This is a genomic window from uncultured Nostoc sp. (assembly GCF_937863485.1).
Taxonomy (GTDB): domain Bacteria; phylum Cyanobacteriota; class Cyanobacteriia; order Cyanobacteriales; family Nostocaceae; genus Nostoc.
Genome location: NZ_CALMFY010000110.1, coordinates 1 through 18,461 on the forward strand (window position 1 = coordinate 1; position 18,461 = coordinate 18,461).

General features: G+C 38.6%; 14 protein-coding genes and 1 pseudogene. 11 read left to right on the forward strand and 4 right to left on the reverse strand.

All coding sequences use genetic code 11. The annotated features are described in order from the left end of the window. Positions 1-28: 28 nt before the first annotated feature. From Q0541_RS14535 to Q0541_RS14560, 6 genes and pseudogenes are all read left to right on the forward strand, one after another. Positions 29-406 (forward strand): annotated as a pseudogene (locus Q0541_RS14535) (four helix bundle protein). Positions 407-601: 195 nt separating this feature from the next. Then, entirely contained in the window at positions 602-1,030 is a 429-nt protein-coding gene (locus tag Q0541_RS14540) for a four helix bundle protein (protein WP_298911422.1), read from the forward strand. Further along, the gene (locus Q0541_RS14545) at positions 1,027-1,422 is read left to right on the forward strand and encodes a hypothetical protein (RefSeq protein ID WP_298911423.1); all 396 of its coding nucleotides are present in this window, start codon (positions 1,027-1,029) and stop codon (positions 1,420-1,422) included. Before Q0541_RS14540 ends, Q0541_RS14545 begins: the two co-directional genes overlap by 4 nt. 56 nt (positions 1,423-1,478) lie before the next feature. Beyond that, positions 1,479-2,489 (forward strand): site-specific integrase, encoded by a 1,011-nt coding sequence (locus Q0541_RS14550; protein ID WP_298911424.1) that lies wholly within the window; start codon positions 1,479-1,481, stop codon positions 2,487-2,489. 3 nt (positions 2,490-2,492) lie between these two features. Next, positions 2,493-2,960: a hypothetical protein gene (locus Q0541_RS14555; protein WP_298911425.1), complete on the forward strand. Its 468-nt coding sequence runs from the start codon at positions 2,493-2,495 to the stop codon at positions 2,958-2,960. Then, on the forward strand, positions 2,957-3,646 hold the full coding sequence (locus Q0541_RS14560) for a hypothetical protein (RefSeq protein WP_298911426.1): 690 nt from the start codon (positions 2,957-2,959) through the stop codon (positions 3,644-3,646). The genes Q0541_RS14555 and Q0541_RS14560 overlap by 4 nt, the downstream gene beginning before the upstream one ends. Before the next feature lie 112 nt (positions 3,647-3,758). On the opposite strand, the gene Q0541_RS14565 is transcribed toward Q0541_RS14560, so the two are convergent. After that, positions 3,759-4,700, reverse strand: coding sequence for a hypothetical protein (locus Q0541_RS14565; RefSeq protein WP_298911427.1), 942 nt, complete (start codon positions 4,698-4,700; stop codon positions 3,759-3,761). 297 nt (positions 4,701-4,997) lie between these two features. Between Q0541_RS14565 and Q0541_RS14570 the strand changes: the two genes are divergently transcribed. From Q0541_RS14570 to Q0541_RS14580, 3 genes are all read left to right on the forward strand, one after another. Next, a complete protein-coding gene (locus tag Q0541_RS14570) occupies positions 4,998-5,723 on the forward strand; it encodes a hypothetical protein (RefSeq protein ID WP_298911428.1) in 726 nt (241 codons plus the stop codon). A 104-nt stretch (positions 5,724-5,827) separates the two neighbouring features. Next, positions 5,828-6,217: a hypothetical protein gene (locus tag Q0541_RS34465; RefSeq protein WP_366941881.1), complete on the forward strand. Its 390-nt coding sequence runs from the start codon at positions 5,828-5,830 to the stop codon at positions 6,215-6,217. A 675-nt stretch (positions 6,218-6,892) separates the two neighbouring features. Next, complete coding sequence (locus Q0541_RS14580) at positions 6,893-8,650, forward strand: ShlB/FhaC/HecB family hemolysin secretion/activation protein (protein WP_298911429.1); 1,758 nt, start codon at positions 6,893-6,895, stop codon at positions 8,648-8,650. A 207-nt stretch (positions 8,651-8,857) separates the two neighbouring features. Here Q0541_RS14580 and Q0541_RS14585 read toward each other — a convergent pair whose 3' ends face one another. After that, positions 8,858-10,201: a cytochrome P450 gene (locus tag Q0541_RS14585; protein WP_298911430.1), complete on the reverse strand. Its 1,344-nt coding sequence runs from the start codon at positions 10,199-10,201 to the stop codon at positions 8,858-8,860. A 100-nt stretch (positions 10,202-10,301) separates the two neighbouring features. Here Q0541_RS14585 and Q0541_RS14590 point away from each other — a divergent pair, with 100 nt between their 5' ends. Together Q0541_RS14590 and Q0541_RS14595 are read left to right on the forward strand one after the other, a co-directional pair. Further along, positions 10,302-12,869, forward strand: coding sequence for a filamentous hemagglutinin N-terminal domain-containing protein (locus Q0541_RS14590; RefSeq protein ID WP_298911431.1), 2,568 nt, complete (start codon positions 10,302-10,304; stop codon positions 12,867-12,869). Between the two features lie 289 nt (positions 12,870-13,158). Continuing rightward, positions 13,159-15,378 (forward strand): CHAT domain-containing protein, encoded by a 2,220-nt coding sequence (locus Q0541_RS14595; RefSeq protein ID WP_298911432.1) that lies wholly within the window; start codon positions 13,159-13,161, stop codon positions 15,376-15,378. On the opposite strand, the gene Q0541_RS14600 is transcribed toward Q0541_RS14595, so the two are convergent. After that, a complete protein-coding gene (locus Q0541_RS14600) occupies positions 15,336-16,382 on the reverse strand; it encodes a hypothetical protein (RefSeq protein WP_298911433.1) in 1,047 nt (348 codons plus the stop codon). The two genes, Q0541_RS14595 and Q0541_RS14600, sit on opposite strands and share 43 nt — an antisense overlap. Positions 16,383-16,509: 127 nt before the next feature. Continuing rightward, positions 16,510-18,378: a serine/threonine-protein kinase gene (locus tag Q0541_RS14605; protein WP_366941882.1), complete on the reverse strand. Its 1,869-nt coding sequence runs from the start codon at positions 18,376-18,378 to the stop codon at positions 16,510-16,512. Between the last annotated feature and the right edge of the window lie 83 nt (positions 18,379-18,461).

Sequence of the window (18,461 nt, forward strand, 5' to 3'; positions counted from 1 at the left end):
GATTTAACTGAGAGGTGCGGGGAATAATATCCCCCATCGACTCAACCAAGACTTGAAAGTTTATCAAATGGCTTTTGATGCCGCCATGAGAATCTTTGAACTCTCCAAAAAGTTTCCTGTTGAAGAGCGTTATTGAAAAACCTTTCAGATTCGCCGCTCGTCCCGTTCTGTGTGTGCAAATATGGCAGAGGCTTGGCGAAAACGTCGTTATGAGGCAGCTTTTGTAGCGAAACTGAATGATTGCGAGTCCGAAGCTGCTGAAACTCAGACTTGGATTGAGTTCGCTGTTAAATGTAACTATCTCTCTGTCGAATCAGGTAGAGAACTATATGGAACTTACAACCAAATTTTAGGTGGTCTAGTAAATATGATTGCCAACCCAACACCAAGGTTAATGAAACGTTAGCATTCTTTCTCCTCTGCCCCTCTGCCCCTCTGCTCCCCTGCCTCTTTGCTGGGGTTCGTGTATTTTAATCGTAGTTTTTGTCGGATAAAAGATAAGGGTTTCTTATTTTGTATTCAATGTGGTATATTATCTTCAAGTCGGAAGTCGGAGGTCGGAAGTCGGAAGTAAGAATATGGAAGTGGAGTAGGTGCAGTTGTGGATAAAAATGTTGGGATTGCTGAAAGGAGTAAAGCGTTTGCAATTAGAATTATCAAAGCTTGCAGCTTTCTTGATGAAAAACCAGGTATTTGCCGCACCCTATCAAAGCAACTGTTACGTTCTGGAACAAGTGTTGGTGCAAATATACGGGAGTCACGTTCGGCTCAGTCTGATAAAGATTTTTTGCACAAGATGGAAATCGCTTTAAAGGAAGCGCGCGAAACTGAGTATTGGCTAGAAATTTTAATTGAGTCTGAAGTTGTAGAAAAAGCTAAATTTTCTTCTTTACTTCAGGAAGCTGATGAGATAGTAAAGATACTCGTAGCCTCTACACGCAAAATTAAAGAGAGATTAAGTGGCAATAAATTTCGCAGTAAGAAGATAGTGGTTGCAAGAGATAAGCACTCAGAATTTACACCACCGTGAACTCGAAAGCAATACCCCTAACTAGGTTACACATTCTTACTTCCGACTTCCGACCTCCGACTTCCGACTTAAAAAAGATGCTTTACTACAAACTCGTGGGACATACACCTGTTGCTGTTAATTCCTTGTCAGAGTGGCAAAATTATTTACACTCAGTACAACATTCAGGACAACATCTAGTTGCCGAGACGATAATTGGGGATGCCAAAATATCAACTAGTTTTTCGGGATTCGATCTCACTTTTGGAGAGCCACCGTTGCTTTTTGAAACAATGGTTTTAGGCGGTCCTCATCACGGGAGGATGCAGCGTTATTCTACATGGGAGCAAGCACGAAACGGTCATGATGATACCGTTATACAAGTGATGACTATTTCACCACCAGATGAGTAGTTGAAAATAACTAGTAGTATTAAGTACTGAATATTTCAGAGTTTACGTAGAATTGAATGAACTACAGCGCAGATTCTTTACCTGAGATCAAACTCATTCCCCTTAATGATGAAGCTCTACATTTCACACAGCCAGGAGAAACTAGAAGACCACCAACCGATATCCGGTGGGTAAAAGTACTGGAATTTTTACGCAGTAACAATCTCGCACCCAACAGCCGCAAGCTTTACGAACGAGAACTCAAAAGGTTTTTGGCTTGGAGTGAGCTACACTATCATGAACTGCGTCCACGTCACTGTGCCCTATATAAAGAATACCTACGGGATGAAATACGCACTGATGCAGGTAAACCGCTTTCAAAAAGCAGCATCAATGCCGGAATTGCCGCACTCAAAAGCTTTTTCAAATGGATGTGCTATACGTATCCTGATATTATTGCTACTAATCCCACACTGGGGATTAAACTGGAAAAAGTACCACTGCCACCAGCCCAGAGTTTAACCCCAGAACAAATGGAACAGGTTTGGTCAGCGTTGGAATTGTTGGGAGAAACAAAGCAACGCGATACAGCACTGGTTCACATTCTCAGTCATGGACTGCGTGCTGGAGAAGTTGTACAGCTAAATGTTGGCTCATTTGATGGCAAGCTGCTATTTTTACCAGACACCAAAACCAATGAACCACGCTTAGTTCCATTGCGAAAAGACAGTCGGGAAGTTTTGGCAGAGTATTTGCGATCGCGCGAACAGCAAGGAGAGGTGTTAAACAGCCTTAGCCCACTGATGATTTCACACCATGCTTCATACAAGGGTGAACGCTTGAGTTATCACGGTATTTACTTCGCTGTGGAAAAAATCGGTGAAATAGCTCATATTGAGGATTTACATCCTCACTCGTTTCGACATACTTACGCTACTGACTTATTGCTATTGGGAGTTGACCCCAGCCATGCACGAAAATTAACAGGGCATCAAAGCGAGAAAGCGTTTCGACGGTATACGCTTCGCAGCGAACAATCAGCGGCGATCGCGGCCTACTATCGTGCGATTGGCGAAGAAGTGGAGTAAGGTATGCCAAAGCCACTTGATCCCAAATGTCAGCTATGCTCCAAATTACCAACAACTCAAGCAAAACTACTGCATGGGCCACAAGGGGACGGGTGTTGGAATTCAAAAGTCTGCCACAATCGCCGCTCATTCTATCGCCACCGCTCCCAGAATAATTCAGCAGAAATTGATTCAGTAACAGTCGAACCACCAGCAACATATTTTGCAGTGCTGTATTTGTATAAAGAACCGGGGGATAAACCATTACACGCATTGGGCGCAGAACTCTGGCTGGGGCAAAAACCTGTTTGTCGCTTAGAACCAATTCACTGCTTTGGGTTAACGGCTGGCAAGATCCGCACCTATACAGATCACGTGTTGCAGGCATTTGCATCTCAATATAGTGTTTCATTATATCAATATAAGGATATGTTTGAGGTTAACCCAACCCACTGCCCTGTGCGACCCTGCCCCTTAAATCCAGAACTATGACCAGCTATCGTCAATTAACAATCTGGGATATTTTGGAGGAAATGTCAGTTGCTTTGCCAACATCAACACTAGCTCCAGTGTGGGAATGTTTGGATACTGAGCTTGAGAATTTATCAACAGAAGCACAATTATCTACCGCAGCAGAAGCCTTTTATCAAATCGCAGATATTCTCAAATCCCGTGCTGAGTCAATATTGCAAGATGTACGCGCTCAAAACGATACTGATGGGCCAATTATTAGTACTGATATCTTTGCTGGATTAGTGCGGACAACAATGCAGCTTGATTTGGATGATTTGATCCAAGAGCCAGTACCGCAAACTTTTAGACCACATGGTTCGCACCATTTTACTCAAACTGCTACTAGCACTGATTCAGTCGCAGCCCCTGTTCAAAAAGAGAACATCTTTGCAATGCTAGAATCCGTCAAAACTGTAGAAGATGTTCATCGGTTGGCTGGTGATGAAAATGTTGAAAAATGGCTTAGTGCGATCGCTAACTACCTGATAAATGTCAAAGATGAAATTTCTCTGACTCAACTGCAACAGGGGTTGAAAATGCCGATGGTGGAGGTGTGGTTAGGATTGTTGCTTGGTGGTTTTACATTGGAGCAGCGTGGTGATTTTTATCATAATCGGAATATTTGGGTGAAAAGTTCTCCAATTACTAACACTAACCCAATTTAATTTTAAATTTTGAACTTTCAAACTGCTTTCACACTCAATAAATTCCTTTGATAATATCTTGTCTATTACCTTACCTTGGTCTATTAGCAGTTACACGATGTTCGTAGATTCATCATTTCTGCTGCTTCCAAACAAGGTTGTACTCTCTCTCAACAGCCGCCAGCAGCTTTGCCTGCAAGGATGACAGATAAGGTTTAGCTTGCTTCCCCAACCCCTGCAACAGCCAATCCACAGAAGAGTCACGGTCGGACACTTGATGTAATCGCCCCAACCTCACACATAGCTGCTGCATGAATTGGCAATCTTCATCAAGCAGTTCGAGTGATTTCAGGTGTTCGATTTTCACGGTGTAGTCGCCGTCCCAGGTCTGGACTGTACAACTGTATTCCCCAACGTGGCTGACTACTCCCCAATAACCCGCTTTACCTCTCAGTTCCGGGTTATCCTTTGGCAGAAGAATGCATATTTCCCCAATGTGGTGAGGATTAGGGATTTTGGTTCTTTCGCGTATCCTATCCACAACATCTTTCACTATGCGACCAGATGGAATCTTATTGCCAGCTTGCTCTACTGCCTGTTGCCATACATCCGCTTGCACAGCCGGTTCCAACTCGGCTTTCGCCAAAAAACGCAATTGTCGTTCGTTGGTTGGCATCGGAATTTGCCGACCATTGGTCGGCAAAAACTTTTGAAGATTTTCATAAACGACAGTAGCCGAAATCTTCAAGTACGCCGCATCACGACTATAACCAAAGCGATCGCGGCAGTATTCTTCAAAAGTACGGTGCGTGGAACGGTACAGCCGTCTGTCCCTCAACTCCATCAGCGCCTGACCTGCTGACAAAAATGCACGTTCCACACAGCGTTCCAAGTGCAAGCGTAAGCTTTGTTCTTCCTCTGTCAACTCTGTAACTTCAACAGCAGTCACCGTAATCGTTGCTGAGGCTGGGTTGTCTTGGCCAGAAGTATTTTCCTTTACAGAGTCGGCGGCTGGCTTTGGTTCACCAGATGCCACAGGGATAACTTTTTTGCCTCTGGATGGTGGTTTGTTCATTGCCCCACCTCTAGGCTGACAGCAGTCGAGCAAATATTGAGTTGTGTCATCATGGAATATAGAGTTTTTATTTATGCCCCGATCCTTTAAACAGGTTGGGGTTTTTCATTGCTTTTTATATTTTGCACCGATGAGAGAATACTTTGACGAAAATCAGTCCAATACCACAGTTAACAAGAAAAACTTCAGTTGTCAGGAGCCTGAATTCAAATCTGACTTTTGACTTCTGACAACTGAATTCAATTTCAGCTTATTCTAGAAAATACCTTCTTCAACACATGGGTAAAACAACGGCTAATGCTTGATTATTTGACGGCAGGTATTGCATTTTGGATGACTTTGTTTGGAGTACAAGAGTCGTTGTTAGAATTTTGCCTGGGTTATCTCGGTCGTTACTGGTTTCTTGCGATTAGTGCTAGCTTACTCCTAAGCTTTTTGCTCTCTGCCCCGATTACGATCGCACTAATCATTAAATTTGGAGTAGATCCTTTCACTTTCCCAGATAATGTTATTCTTTGTGCTATCGCTGCCGTCATCTTTGGTGTGATGCTCACCTTTTCACAGTGGTTGATACTTCGTCAATCCGAAATGACACCGAGAGTTTTTGCTGTAATTAATACGGTTGTTGGAATTATTGTCTATTTTCTATTGGTGTGGATCAATGAGGGTACTCTGGAGTGGAGTGGCAATCCAATTAACGGCTGGAAAACTGCCCTCGTCTTTTTAGCTGCTGGTGCGATTACCGGAGGTGTCACTGGTAAGGCTTTGGATTTCTACTGTGAGCGAGTGGAGCGGCGATTAATTCAAATCGAGAGAGACAGGCTAGAAAGAGAAACAAGAGAGAGAGAACGAATAGAAAGAGAAAGGCAAGAAATAGAAAAGCAAGAAATAGAAAAGTTAGAAAGGGAAGCTTTAGAAAGAAAAAGGATCTCGAGAGAAATTGCTTTGGAGGAAGAAAGAAAGTGGTATGAAGAACATGGTGATGATGATTTCGATTATGAGGATGATGAAGATGAAGAATAATAATATCTTGGCTTCATGTTATCAGTTATACAAAATACTACAATCTTAACCATACAATTGTTAGCTTCGACAACTACTCAATCACAGTTCATCATATATGTAATATGCCTATCAAACACCCTGTTTTACTTGCACTGTTACCGCTCTCCATTCTTTGTGTTAGTACGGCTTCCGTCTCTGCACTTCATTCGCCAAGACCAACAGCACTAGCGCTTACCAAGGACAATCAAAAGTCCCCATCAATCATCTTCTTCCTGCCCAAAGAACGGCCTCAGACTGGAGTCGGTTGGTCAATCACCACCACTTCTGGGGAGGCAGAACTAGCCTTAGCCAAGCATTTGGTGAACATCAAAGCAAAGGAATATGTCGCTTGGTGGTGTCCTCACTGTCATGAGCAAAAATTACTCTTTGGTAAGGAAGCCTACCAGATTATCAGTGACACCATCAAGGTGGAGTGCGACAAGAGAGGTTTAAACGCTCATCCAGATTGGTAGCTGCGAAAGTCCCTGGTGTACCAATTTGGGTTATCAATGGACATCAGTATAGTGGGGTACAGAACCTCAAGGAGTTAGCTAAAGCTTCTAGCTACAAGGGGGATATTCACTTTCGCTACATCCAAAGTGAATAAAGAGTATGTGTCGTGCAGTGTAGTTGTCATATTTTTAAACTTCTCTAAAATAATCGTTTTTTGTCTGACCCGACTCTTGGTCATATATTCTGTAATTAATTAGTACTAAATTTCCGTCAATGTCACTGTAAAACCAACGAATTTATTGTTTGTGACCAGTTGGCTGGAATCTCATGGTTTGTTACATACTGTTGTAGAAATAAACTTGCGTCCTTGGTTAACTGTTGCGCGTCTGCGGTCAACTATAGACAAAAATCATTGTTAGGAAATCATGATTTTCTGGTTTCGTCCTACACCATAGCTTCTCGACAATTAACTAGCACTTTTTTACTAACTTACCCATGACTAGAGTCATGGGTAAGTTGGTTTTTCAATTGATTATGCTTAATATCAAAGCTAAAAAAGCTATAAACAAATACCTGATTAAAAATTCGGGCTAATTTTTTACCAGATTAGGTTTTTCAGTGGATATAAAGCTTTGTAATATCCCTTCAAAACATTTCTCGTGTTAATGTGCAGTTCCCAAAAATGTTCCTTACTAATGACCACTAAGCTCCCTAGAAAGATTACGGCTATGGGACTAATTGTGTTGCTTAACAGTGTTACTTCAAAACCATTAAAAGCACAGGTTCCAGCACGCCCTTCTACAATCCCTCAAGTTATCCCTAGAGATATCCAACCACCTTCGACTGCCCCTCTGCCAACACCACAACCACAGCGATTGCCTCCACCTCAACAAATACTCCCGCCTTCTAACTTAAGTCCTAATCCTGAAGAGCAGTTTCCTGACGCAACTAAAGAAACTTTCATCGTGAAACGGTTTGAAATTCTTGATGGCACAGTTTTTAGTCAAATTGAGCTAGATAAACTTCTTGAAGAATTCATCAATCGCCCGATCACACTCAATGATTTGTATCAGGCACGACAGAAAATTACTGATCTCTACATCAGTAAAGACTACATTTTGTGTGGTGCTTATATTCCACCTCAAAAAATCCGGTCTGGTATCGTTAAGATTCAAATTGTCGAAACTAAGCTCAGGGATATCGAAATCAAAAGTACACAACGCTTAAACAAGAGTTATATTCGTAGTCGTATAGCAGCAGCAAACAATGGTCCTCTCAATCAACAGCGTTTGCTAAAGTCATTGCAGCTGCTAAAGCTCAATCCTTTAATTCAAAACTTATCTGCTAATTTACAACCTGGGAATCTTCCTGAGCAGATTAAGCTAGTTGTAGAAGTTGTTGAGGCAAAAACCTTTAGTACCCAAGTAATTCTTGACAATGGACGATCCCCTAGTATTGGCAGTTTCCAACGCCGAATACAACTAAATGAAGCTAACTTACTGGGACTAGGAGATAGTTTAAGTGTCGGTTACAGCAATACTGATGCTAGCAACTTTTTTTATGGCAGTTACACGCTACCCCTCAATCCCAAAAACGGAACCCTCTCTTTTAACTATGGAACTGGCAACAGCAGTGTTATCGAACATCCTTTCGATACCTTAAATATCAAATCTGCTTCCCGATATTATGAACTAATATTCCGCCAGCCAATATTTCAATCCCCTACTGAAGAATTGACTTTGGGTTTAACTGCCTCTCGACGAGAAAGCGAGGCCGATTATGCCCCACTAGGAAAACAAATTCCTTTTCCTCAATTAGGAGCTAACGACCAAGGAAAGACCAGAGTATCCGCATTGCGATTTTTTCAAGAATGGATTACTCGTGGCAGTACTCAAGTCTTTGCAGTGCGATCGCAATTTAACTTGGGGCTAAATGCATTTAATGCCACAGTTAATCAAGATGCTCCTGATAGTCGTTTTTTTTCTTGGCAAGGGCAAGCGCAGTGGTTAAGATTATTAGCTCCTGACACCTTACTCTTATTTGGTTTCAATACTCAATTAGCGACTAGATCCCTTGTACCTCTTGAACAGTTTAGTCTGGGTGGAATTGAAAGTGTACGTGGCTATCGTCAAGATTTACTGCTAGCTGATAATGGTATTTTCGCTTCGGCTGAGGTACAAGTTCCAGTACTTCGCATACCTAAGATAAACGGAATGTTGCAACTTATTCCATTTACTGATTTTGGTGTAGTCTGGAATAATTCAGTAAGCACAACTGCTAACACTAATAACCCTAATACTCTTGCTTCCATTGGACTGGGATTACGATGGTCGCAGGATGTCAACTTTACCGCTCGTATTGACTACGGCATTCCTCTTGTATCTGTTGACCAGCCAGATCAAACATGGCAGGAAAATGGACTATATTTTTATTTCCAATACAATAATTTTTAAGCTTAATCCACCCAGATTCCTTAAATTCTCCAAATTTAATCTTGGCTAAAGTTACGGTTTTTAATCAGACCTATTAATTTAATTCTACATCTGAAATGAAACACAATAGCAACCTTCATAGTTATTTTCAAGACGTTAAAAGTTTACATCCTGATTTTGTTGAATGCATAAAGAAAAATATTCCTAAAGAAATAAATTTAGATTCTATTAACGCACTCCAGTTACTACCATTTCAAAATTACTAGGAGGTACCATAAGAATTCCACGTCGAATAGGCTTAATAGGACAGGTCGTAATTAACCTTAATTTCAAACGGGACAGCATAGTTGCCAATACGAGTTTAATCTCAAGCTGCGCTAAAGCTGCGCCAACACATCGGTGATTGCCACCACCAAAAGGCAAGTATTCGTAAGGAGAAAATTGACGCTCCAAAAAGCGTTCGGGATTAAAACGTTTGGGTTCTGGGTATACTTCTTTTCTTTGATGAGCTAAGTAAATTGAAACATTCACAATTGTTTGAGGTTCAAGCTGATAACCTCCAATCTCCATAGGCTTTTGTACAACCCGTGTAAAGGCATTTAAGGCAATTGGATAAAGACGCAATGTTTCAGAGCAAACTGCGCTGAGATAAGGTAGCCGAGAAATTTCGCTCTTATCTTTAGTAGAGGCGAAACAGTTAAGTTCAGATAAAAGGCTTCTTTGAACTTCTGGCAAGTAGTGACTCCAGTACAATGCCCAAGAAATAGCAGATGCAGTAGTTTCGTATCCAGCGAATATTAATGTCAATAAGCAATCACGAAGCTCAATGTCTGTCATTGATTTACCAAACTCGTCCTGTGCCTCCATAAGCATACTCAGAATGTCTTTATAGGGAGAATTATTTTGTATTGCCCGTTCAGCAATCAGAGTATATACCACTTGATCTAACTCCTCTATTTGATGCATTAAATTTGCCTGTGGACTCCATATTCCCCAATCCTTTTGAACTCTAGAGAACAATAGCATAAAAAGAGAACTCAAAGGATTATCAAAAAGCTCAAACAGCGAGTTAAGCATCTGTCGCAGTTTATTGTAATATTTACCTGTTTGCAATCCAAACACAACATTAAGGATGACACGCAAAGAAATTTCCTTCATGACTGAGTGAACTACAAAAAACTTTCCGGGAGCTAACTGGCTTATTACTTCTTCAGTAATCTCACAAATAACCTGACTATACAGACGCATTCGTTCTGAATGAAAAGGAGGCAACAACATTCGTCTTTGATGTTGATGGCGTTCATTGCCAAGAAAAATAAGAGAATTTTCTCCTAATAATAGTTTCACAAAATCACTATTTTGAATAGAACTAAGATCCTCTGGAGAGGATGTAAAAATTTTTTGAATGGCTTCTGGACTGCTAAAGTAAATAAGAGCAGGAAGTTCGTTTCCTCTAAGTCTAAAAACACTACCATATTCCTCAGACCAAGCATCTAAAGTTTCTAATGGGCGAAGTAAAAACTGAATATTCTGTAATAAAGGTGAGGTTTTTGGGCCATCAGGTAGATACATAAAAATATGTCTGAAATTGACAAAAAATATTTTATCATATAATTAGTAGCTTTATATGCTACTTTTTCATAACTGCCATTAATAGGCTTTGAGCTTGATTATGAATATTTTTTCTATCCGCAACTTAATGGTATCTATTTTGATATCTCATCCTTTTTATTTACCTATTTTTTCTGTTTCAGCCCAAATAGTTCCAGACAAAACACTACCTGTTAATTCGCTTGTTACCCCTCAAGGAAGGAACAATATAATCGAAGGGGGAAGTCAGGCAGGAAGCAATTTATACCACAGCTTTGACCAGTTTTCTGTTCTTACTGGAGACACTGCTTTTTTCAATAATCCTGTAAATATTAAAAATATTATTACTCGTGTAACAGGTGGTTCAGCCTCGAAAATTGATGGATTAATTAAGGCTAATGGGAGTGCAAATTTATTCTTTATTAACCCCAATGGAATTTTATTTGGTTCCAATGCACATCTAATTATTGGTGGTTCTTTTATAGCCAGTACTGCCAACAGCATCAATTTTCCTAATGACATTCAATTTAGCACTAAAACTCCTGAAAACACTCCACTATTAAGTGTGAATGTTCCTATAGGATTAGAGTATGGTGGTAATTCATCAGGATCAATTAATGTCCAGGGTACTGGACACAGCCAGGTTATATACGGTAATCAGGTAGCTGCTTCAATTACCTTATTAGGAGCAGGAGAAAGTCAAAATGGTCTGCGTTCACAACCTGGTAAAACTTTAGCTCTAATAGGAGGTGATGTTTTATTTGATGGTGGACTAGTAACTGCTCCTTCTGGACAAGTTGAAATAGGTGCTGTTGACACTGGTATAGTTAATTTTACTTTTACTAATTCGGGTTTAAATTTAGATTACAAAGGAATCAATGGCTTTAAAAATATTAGTTTTATTAAGCAATCTTTGTTGGACGCTAGTGGTTTTATGCCAGGATATATTTCTGTTCAAGGTAAAAATATAAATTTTACAGATGGCTCATTAGCTTTGATTGCAAATTTCGGAGCTTTTAGTTCAGGAGCTATACGTGTAAAGGCAACTGACACTTTAGATTTAACAGGAATAACATCTTTTAATATGCAACCTTTTCTCAGTGCGACAAGAATTAATCGAGGTATTATTACTTCAACTAATTCTGGCAGAGGAGCGGATATTATCATTTCAGCATCAAAAATAATTGCTCAAGACTCAGAAATAATTACTCCTCTAACTTTTGGTAATGGTAATAGTGGAAATTTAACTATAGATGCTTCCGAAAAAGTAGTAATTCGTAGTGTGGCAGTTAATGAAAGTTCTGGAGTTGCTTCTGCTTTGGGGACTATAACTTACGGTTCTGGGAACGCAGGCGATGTAATATTATCGACCAAAGAATTATTAATTGAAGATGGAGGAAGCTTAGAATCTTTGACTTTTGGTGATGGCAAAGGAGGTAAGGTAACTGTAAATGCTTCTGAGCTTTTAAAAATTTCCGGTGGTCATCCTAACTTCGTGTTATTAGCTTACGGAACACCACCTATTCCTACTTTTTCGGCAAGCAATATAACCTCTCTCTCCGTTTCTGCTGGTGATGCTGGTGATCTAAGTATTAATACAAGACGATTGATTGTTGAAAACGGAGCTGGAATTGCAGCATCGGGGCTAAAAAGTGGTAATTCTGGTACTGTAAATATTAATGCCCTTGAATCTGTTAATATTAATGGTTCAAGTTCAGTTAATCCTTCTTTAAACCGTAGCAAAATAACTTCCTCTGTAGGTACTGGCGACCCTTTTGTAAGCTACATATACAATCTCAAGCAACCATCTGATGCTTTGTCTGGAAACATTTTTATTAAAACAGGAAACTTAAATTTAGAAAATAATGCTCAAGTTGAAGTTAGAAATGATAGTACAAAAAATGCTGGGATAGTGACAGTTATTGCAAATTCTATTAGCTTAGATAATCAAGCAGGAATAACTGCTTCAACTAAAAATGGTCAAGGTGGTAATATCAATTTGCGAACTAAAGTTTTGAATTTATATGACAACAGCTTTATTTCTGCAACCGCAGGTGGGATCGGGAATGGGGGTAACATTACTACCAATGCAGATATTATAAATGTTTTGGAAAATAGTCGGATCACAGCTGATGCTTATAAGGGACGTGGTGGTAACATTCAGATTAATTCTCAAGGATTTTTTGCTTCTCGTGACAGCCAATTTACAGCCAGTTCCGAGTTAGGAATTAATGGCAATGTCCAATTTAACATTTTAAACGATAATATTGTACCTCCTAAAGCAGTAGCAGAAACAATTCAATTACCTTCTGAGATTACTTCAGCTTGCCAAGGAAATTCCCGCAACGCAGCTAGTAAGTTTGTAATTATTGGAACTGGTAATCTCCCACGTAGTTATAAAACCCAAGTATCTAACAATAGTGGATGGCACGCTAATTCTGCTGCTATAGCCCCAACTTCTAACAATTTAGACAAACAAAGCTTACCAAATAATGAAATTAAACCAATTGTAGAAGCACAATCAGTGTTGATAGAACCATCAGGGGAAGTCAATTTATTAGCGTCTAGCAATCAGGTTGCTGCTGTTGCTTCACAGTTGCCTAAAAGTGCTTGCTTTGCTACAAGTTCTACATCCAAATTATTTCCATAAACCAGAGCGATAAGTGAAAATTACTAGACGTAGATATTTATTTTGCAGTGTTGCAGGTTTCCTTATTGCAGTCGGCAAACCATCTCGGCTGATGGTTCAAAATGTCAATAAAATCACCGAACAAGCAGAACTTTTGACTGAAAAGGGGCATGAGCTATTAAATCAAGGTAAGTATTTGGAGGCGCTGGAGGCTTGGAAAGAAGCCACTAAAATTTATCGTCAACTCCACTTAGATGAAGGCATTGCTGGAAATTTAATCAACCAGAATCTTGCGCTACAAGGGTTAGGCTTGTATCTTAATGCTTGCGATCTGCTTTTATCAGCTTTAAAAATGGATACTTGGAGCTATTTTCCAACACTTAATGCGCCTGATAAATCTAGCAAAAAAGCACTTTATACTGCAATCTATCAAGTTAAACCAACCCCAGTGAATTTGTTAGGATTACAAAACTTGGGAGATATTTTACGTTTGCTGGGTAAGTTAGATGAATCAGAAATAGTTTTAAAAGAAACTTTGTCAATGGCTCAACAGATGACACTCAATGCAGATATTAGTTCAATTCTTCTCTCATTGGGAGATACTAAACAGTCAATGTATGAACGTTCGAGCGTAGAGTATAGGTGGATAGGAGAACTATTGTTCCAAAAAGACACTGTTACTGAAATTCAGCAAAATGCGTTAATATCGCTTGACTATTACCAACAGGTAAATAACACAACAAACGCTCCAATAGCTATAAAACTACAAGCTAAACTACACAGTTTAACTTTATTATTAGATTTTGAGAAATGGCTGAAAAAGGAATTATTATCAGGTAATAGCAGATTGACGACTACTAAAACTAATATTCATCGACAGATTCAGCCTTTAATCGACTTAATCATCAAAAACTCTTCTTTATTTAATGAATTACCTGTTAGCCAATCTGCTTCTGCCAAACTCAACTTTGCTGACAGTTTAAATAAAACTTCAAATAAACAGTTACAGTCTCTAGCTATAAATTACACAAAATCTGCATTGCAAACTGCTGAAAGCATTAACAATCAACTTTTACAATCATTCTGTTGGGGGACTCTAGGCAAATTAAATCCTGATGAATCACATGTCTGCTTTAAGCAAGCTCTATTGTTTGCTCAATCAATTCGGGCATCGGATATCATCTATGAATGGCAGCAGCAATTAGCTGATTTATACAGCCAACAAGGAAAATCTAAAGAAGCTTCCTATTTTTACGAGGCAGCTATTAGTAGCTTAATCCAAGTTCGTGCTAACCTTTTAGGTAGTAATCCAGATACTCAGTTCTTTTTCTACGAAAAAGTAGAGCCTATTTACCGGAATTATATAAGATTATTAGCAGCAGATCCTTCTCCAAATTTAGAAAAGATAATTCAAGTAAACGCACATCTGCAACTAGAACAGTTAAAAAACTTTCTTCAATGTGGCAGACTCAATCTTATACCTTTGAATAATCTTCAGGAGTTGCCTAGCACCGCTGCAATAATCCACATTATTGATTTAGATAGCACTATAGAAGTAATTGTCCAATCCCCTGACCACTCTCTTCAACACAATTCTGTTGATGCTAAACTAATTAGAAGTCATGTCAATAATTTATTAGATATTGTCCAGTCTCTCAAATTTTACTCTGATAATCAAAGTGAAATTATCTTGCATTCTCAAAAACTTTATGACCTACTAATTAAACCTCTTAAAAGATATTTTCATTCATCAGGGACACTTGTATTTGCTTTAGATACATCTTTTCAAAGTCTACCAATGGATTTACTTCATGATGGAAAAGAGTTTTTAACACAGCAATACAGTTTTGCACAAACTGTAGGTTATAAAATTCAACCACCTAATTCCTTATCTAAAAATCAGCCAACAGCTTTAATCGCTGGCTTGAGCAAGAAGTCTCCTAGTTTCAATGACGAAAATGCTCCAAAAGGCTTGAAACCACTGCCTGGAGTAGTAATAGAAGTAGCAGAGATTAAAACACAAATTACTAATTCTAAAGTGTTATTAGATGAAAAATTCACCAGTTTACAGTTTCACAAAGAGATAAGTAAAGATGATTTTCCAATTATTCATGTCAGCACTCATGGGCAATTTAGTTCTAATGCTGAAAAAACTGTCTTTTTGGCATACGATAAAGTCATTAATATTTTAGATTTTAATAATTTTATAAAATCTCAAGCTCAGTCTAATGAAAATCCAATTGAGTTATTAGTCTTGAGTGCTTGTCAAACAGCGAAAGGAAATAAAATATCAGCATTGGGGATGGCTGGCGTGGCAGCCCAAGCAGGCGCACAAAGTATAATCTCTAGCTTATGGTTAGTAGATGAAAGCTCCACTGCTATACTTATGCAAGAGTTCTACAAGGGTTTGAAAAATGGTTTGACTAAAGCAGAGGCACTGCGTCAGGCAAAATTAAGTTTATCATCCAATCCTAAATACGTTCATCCTTACTTTTGGTCAGGCTTTGTACTAGTTGGCGGATGGTTATAAAGTTCTACTATTTTTAAACCTTCTTGTACACGAGCTAGTTCATCTAGGTTATTAGTGTTTTTTGCCAGTTGTGCTGCTTTGCTATATTCACGAAGCGCCTCTTTTGGCAACCATGCCTCTAAATATCTATCTGCCAATAATCGGTAGACAGCCGGGTTTTGGCTTCCTGCTGCCACTCTTGCTTTCAATGACTCAATCGTTTCATTTAAAAGATTTCTTGCCATAAACACAGCATCTAAATCCCATATTGCAGCTTCATCTGGAGGTAAGTTTAATTCTTTAATCTGCTTTACCCTTTCTGCGAAAGCATCTTGTTCTTCTTGTCTCAAAACACTAACTACTAACGTTTCAGAAGAACTAATGGGAGTATCACCTACATTAGCAAGTACGGTAAATTTATAAGTATTAAAAATTTGCAATTCTTTTTCGTCTTTTGGATAAGGTAATGCAGTGATAGTTTTATCTACTGTCTTCTCCCAATAAAACTCATAACCACTAATAACTACAGTGTAACTAGTAGCTTGAGGTACAGCATACCAAGAGATTAGAGGTTTGGTACTTAACATTGAACTGCCATAGGGACTAATTAGGGTTGGCACATTCTGTTCCTCACCTGGACCATTATTACTGTTACAATCATTAGGGTTCAATCCTGTACATAATTTCACTGTGTCATGCGGCGGATTACAATTCTCTCTATCATCGAAAATCCCACTTTCTTTAAAAACTATAAATTTTCCGTTCAAATAACATAAAGTACTAACTGTACGCCCCTTCATTGGGTTGATACGATCTCCTGAACACAATAAGCTATTTACTCGCCGCCGAAGATCGCCTACACTAGTAACTCGACCAACAACTTTACAGCTACTATTTGCTTCTGGCTTTACCTGACCCCATGCATTGCTCCAACTCAGAATAAGCATCGTTGATGCAACTACTAATACTTTGGAGATAAAAATTTTTCTCTCAGTTTTGGTCTTTTGTTTGTGTGCAATTAGCATAAACAATCTTCATATAATTAGCAATTTAATATTACAACATTTCAACTAAAAAAAGAAAGTATTTAACATACATTTTAAAAATTATATAATAATTTAATTAAGGTAGGAATCTATTATATTTAATAGGTCATTTTTTAATCGGAAGAGGAGGGCTTTTCTTAATTCTTCCTAATACTTCTAACCGCCAAGTGAAAACCTCCGGATCTATAGATTGAGTTAGTATACAGGCTTCCCAGGAAAGCCAGGAGTTCTCAAAATCACCTAAAATTTCTTGTACTTGTGCTAACAAGCAGTGGGTAGATGTTCTCTGAATATCTAATTCTTTTGCTTTTTCTAAATATTGTTTCGCCTCGCCATATTTCTTCTGTTCAAATTTTGCCCAACCTAAATTTTTATACAAAGTTGCTCGTAATCCAGGAGTTTTAGCTTTTTTAAGCCCTTCTTGGGCAAAATAAATTGCTGTATTATAATCCCCCTTAATAATCTTCACTCTTGATAAATTATTGATAGCTAATATTGCATTTACACTATTTTTTATAGCTATTTGATATTGCTGCTCTGCTAAATCATATTTCATTTTTTCATCGTAAAAAGTTCCTAATCCATAATGTGCTTCCCAATTATTAGACCTTAATTTAAAAGACTTATTGTAAGTATTAATTACACACTTAGAGTCTGATAGCTGTCTACAGACAATACCTAAATTATTATAACTTTGTATATCTTCTTTATTATATATAATTGCTAATTCATAATACTTTTTAGCTGATTGTAGGCTAGTTGTACTGTTAAGTCCTTTTTCAAAGTAAAATTTGGAAATAATAAGTCTAATTTCGGGACGAATTTCTATAGCTGAGTTAAAAAGATGTTGAGCAGCGTGAGAATCATTTGCTGCCTCTGATTTTTTTCCTTGAGCTACTAGGTAGTTCGCTAATAGAGGTATAGATAGAAAAACACCCCCAACTAATCCTAAAACTATTAATGTATATTTGCTAAGTTTAAATATTTTAGAATTAGCTAATCTATAATTTTTAATTTGCTGGGGCAGTTTTTCTAAACGCTGCAAAATTACTTCAGTAGTCTGCGGACGCTGCCCTGGAAGGAGAGCCATCAATTCATCAATAAAATCAGCAAAGGGGTTGTCAATATGCGGTGCTTTATCTCTCCAGATTAGGTTTCCTGTTTTTTTATCTGTTGGCAAATCAATTAGTTGAGTGGCAGTAAGCAAATGGACAAAAGTCCGGCCCAAAGCGTAGAAATCTGACTGGGGTACTGCTTTACCATTAACTTGCTCCAGTGGAGAATAAAGAGGCGTGCTGATAGCTGTGATTTCATATCGTCCTCCCCTACCTGTACTAGTTCCTCCACTACCACTAACTTTTGCTAGGTAAGTGTCAGTCACTTGCCGTGCTGCACCAAAATCAACTAATGCAAGTTGACCACTCGGCTGAAGAATTATATTAGAAGGCTTAATATCTCGGTGAAAAAAATTAGAGCGGTGTACTGTGTCAAGGATATCAACTAATTGTTGCAGCCATTCTAATGCTAGAGATTGTGAAATCGGGCTATTAGACTCTAACCATTGCTCCAAATTTTGTCCCTCAATTTTATCCATAACTAAGCAATACAATGTTAAGGAATTATTGTGATGAACAAAAGTAAAAAAGTCATCTATTGTGCTTCTAGGAATACCGGAATGTCGGATTATTTGTAAACAAAGAGATTCCCGCTCGATTAATTCAACCAGCTTAGGCGAGTTCCATTTTAAAACTTTCATGACTCGCTGCTTGCGAACAGGGTTCCATTGAGTACCAGCGTCATCTACTTCAAACACTTCAATGTAATTGTACGGATTATCAGTGAGCGCTCTCAATGGCTTGACTAAGCGGATGCGATCATTAATCAGCAGCGAAGTCCCACAAGAGAGACATTCTTCGACTTCATCAGAATTAGGATTTTGGCGGTGATTGCAAAGGGGATTGATACAGTAACTCACTGACCCTCCTTATCCAACAAGCCCCTAGAATTTATATATGGTAAATTACGTACAAAAGAAAATGATATTGTATTTATAGTCAC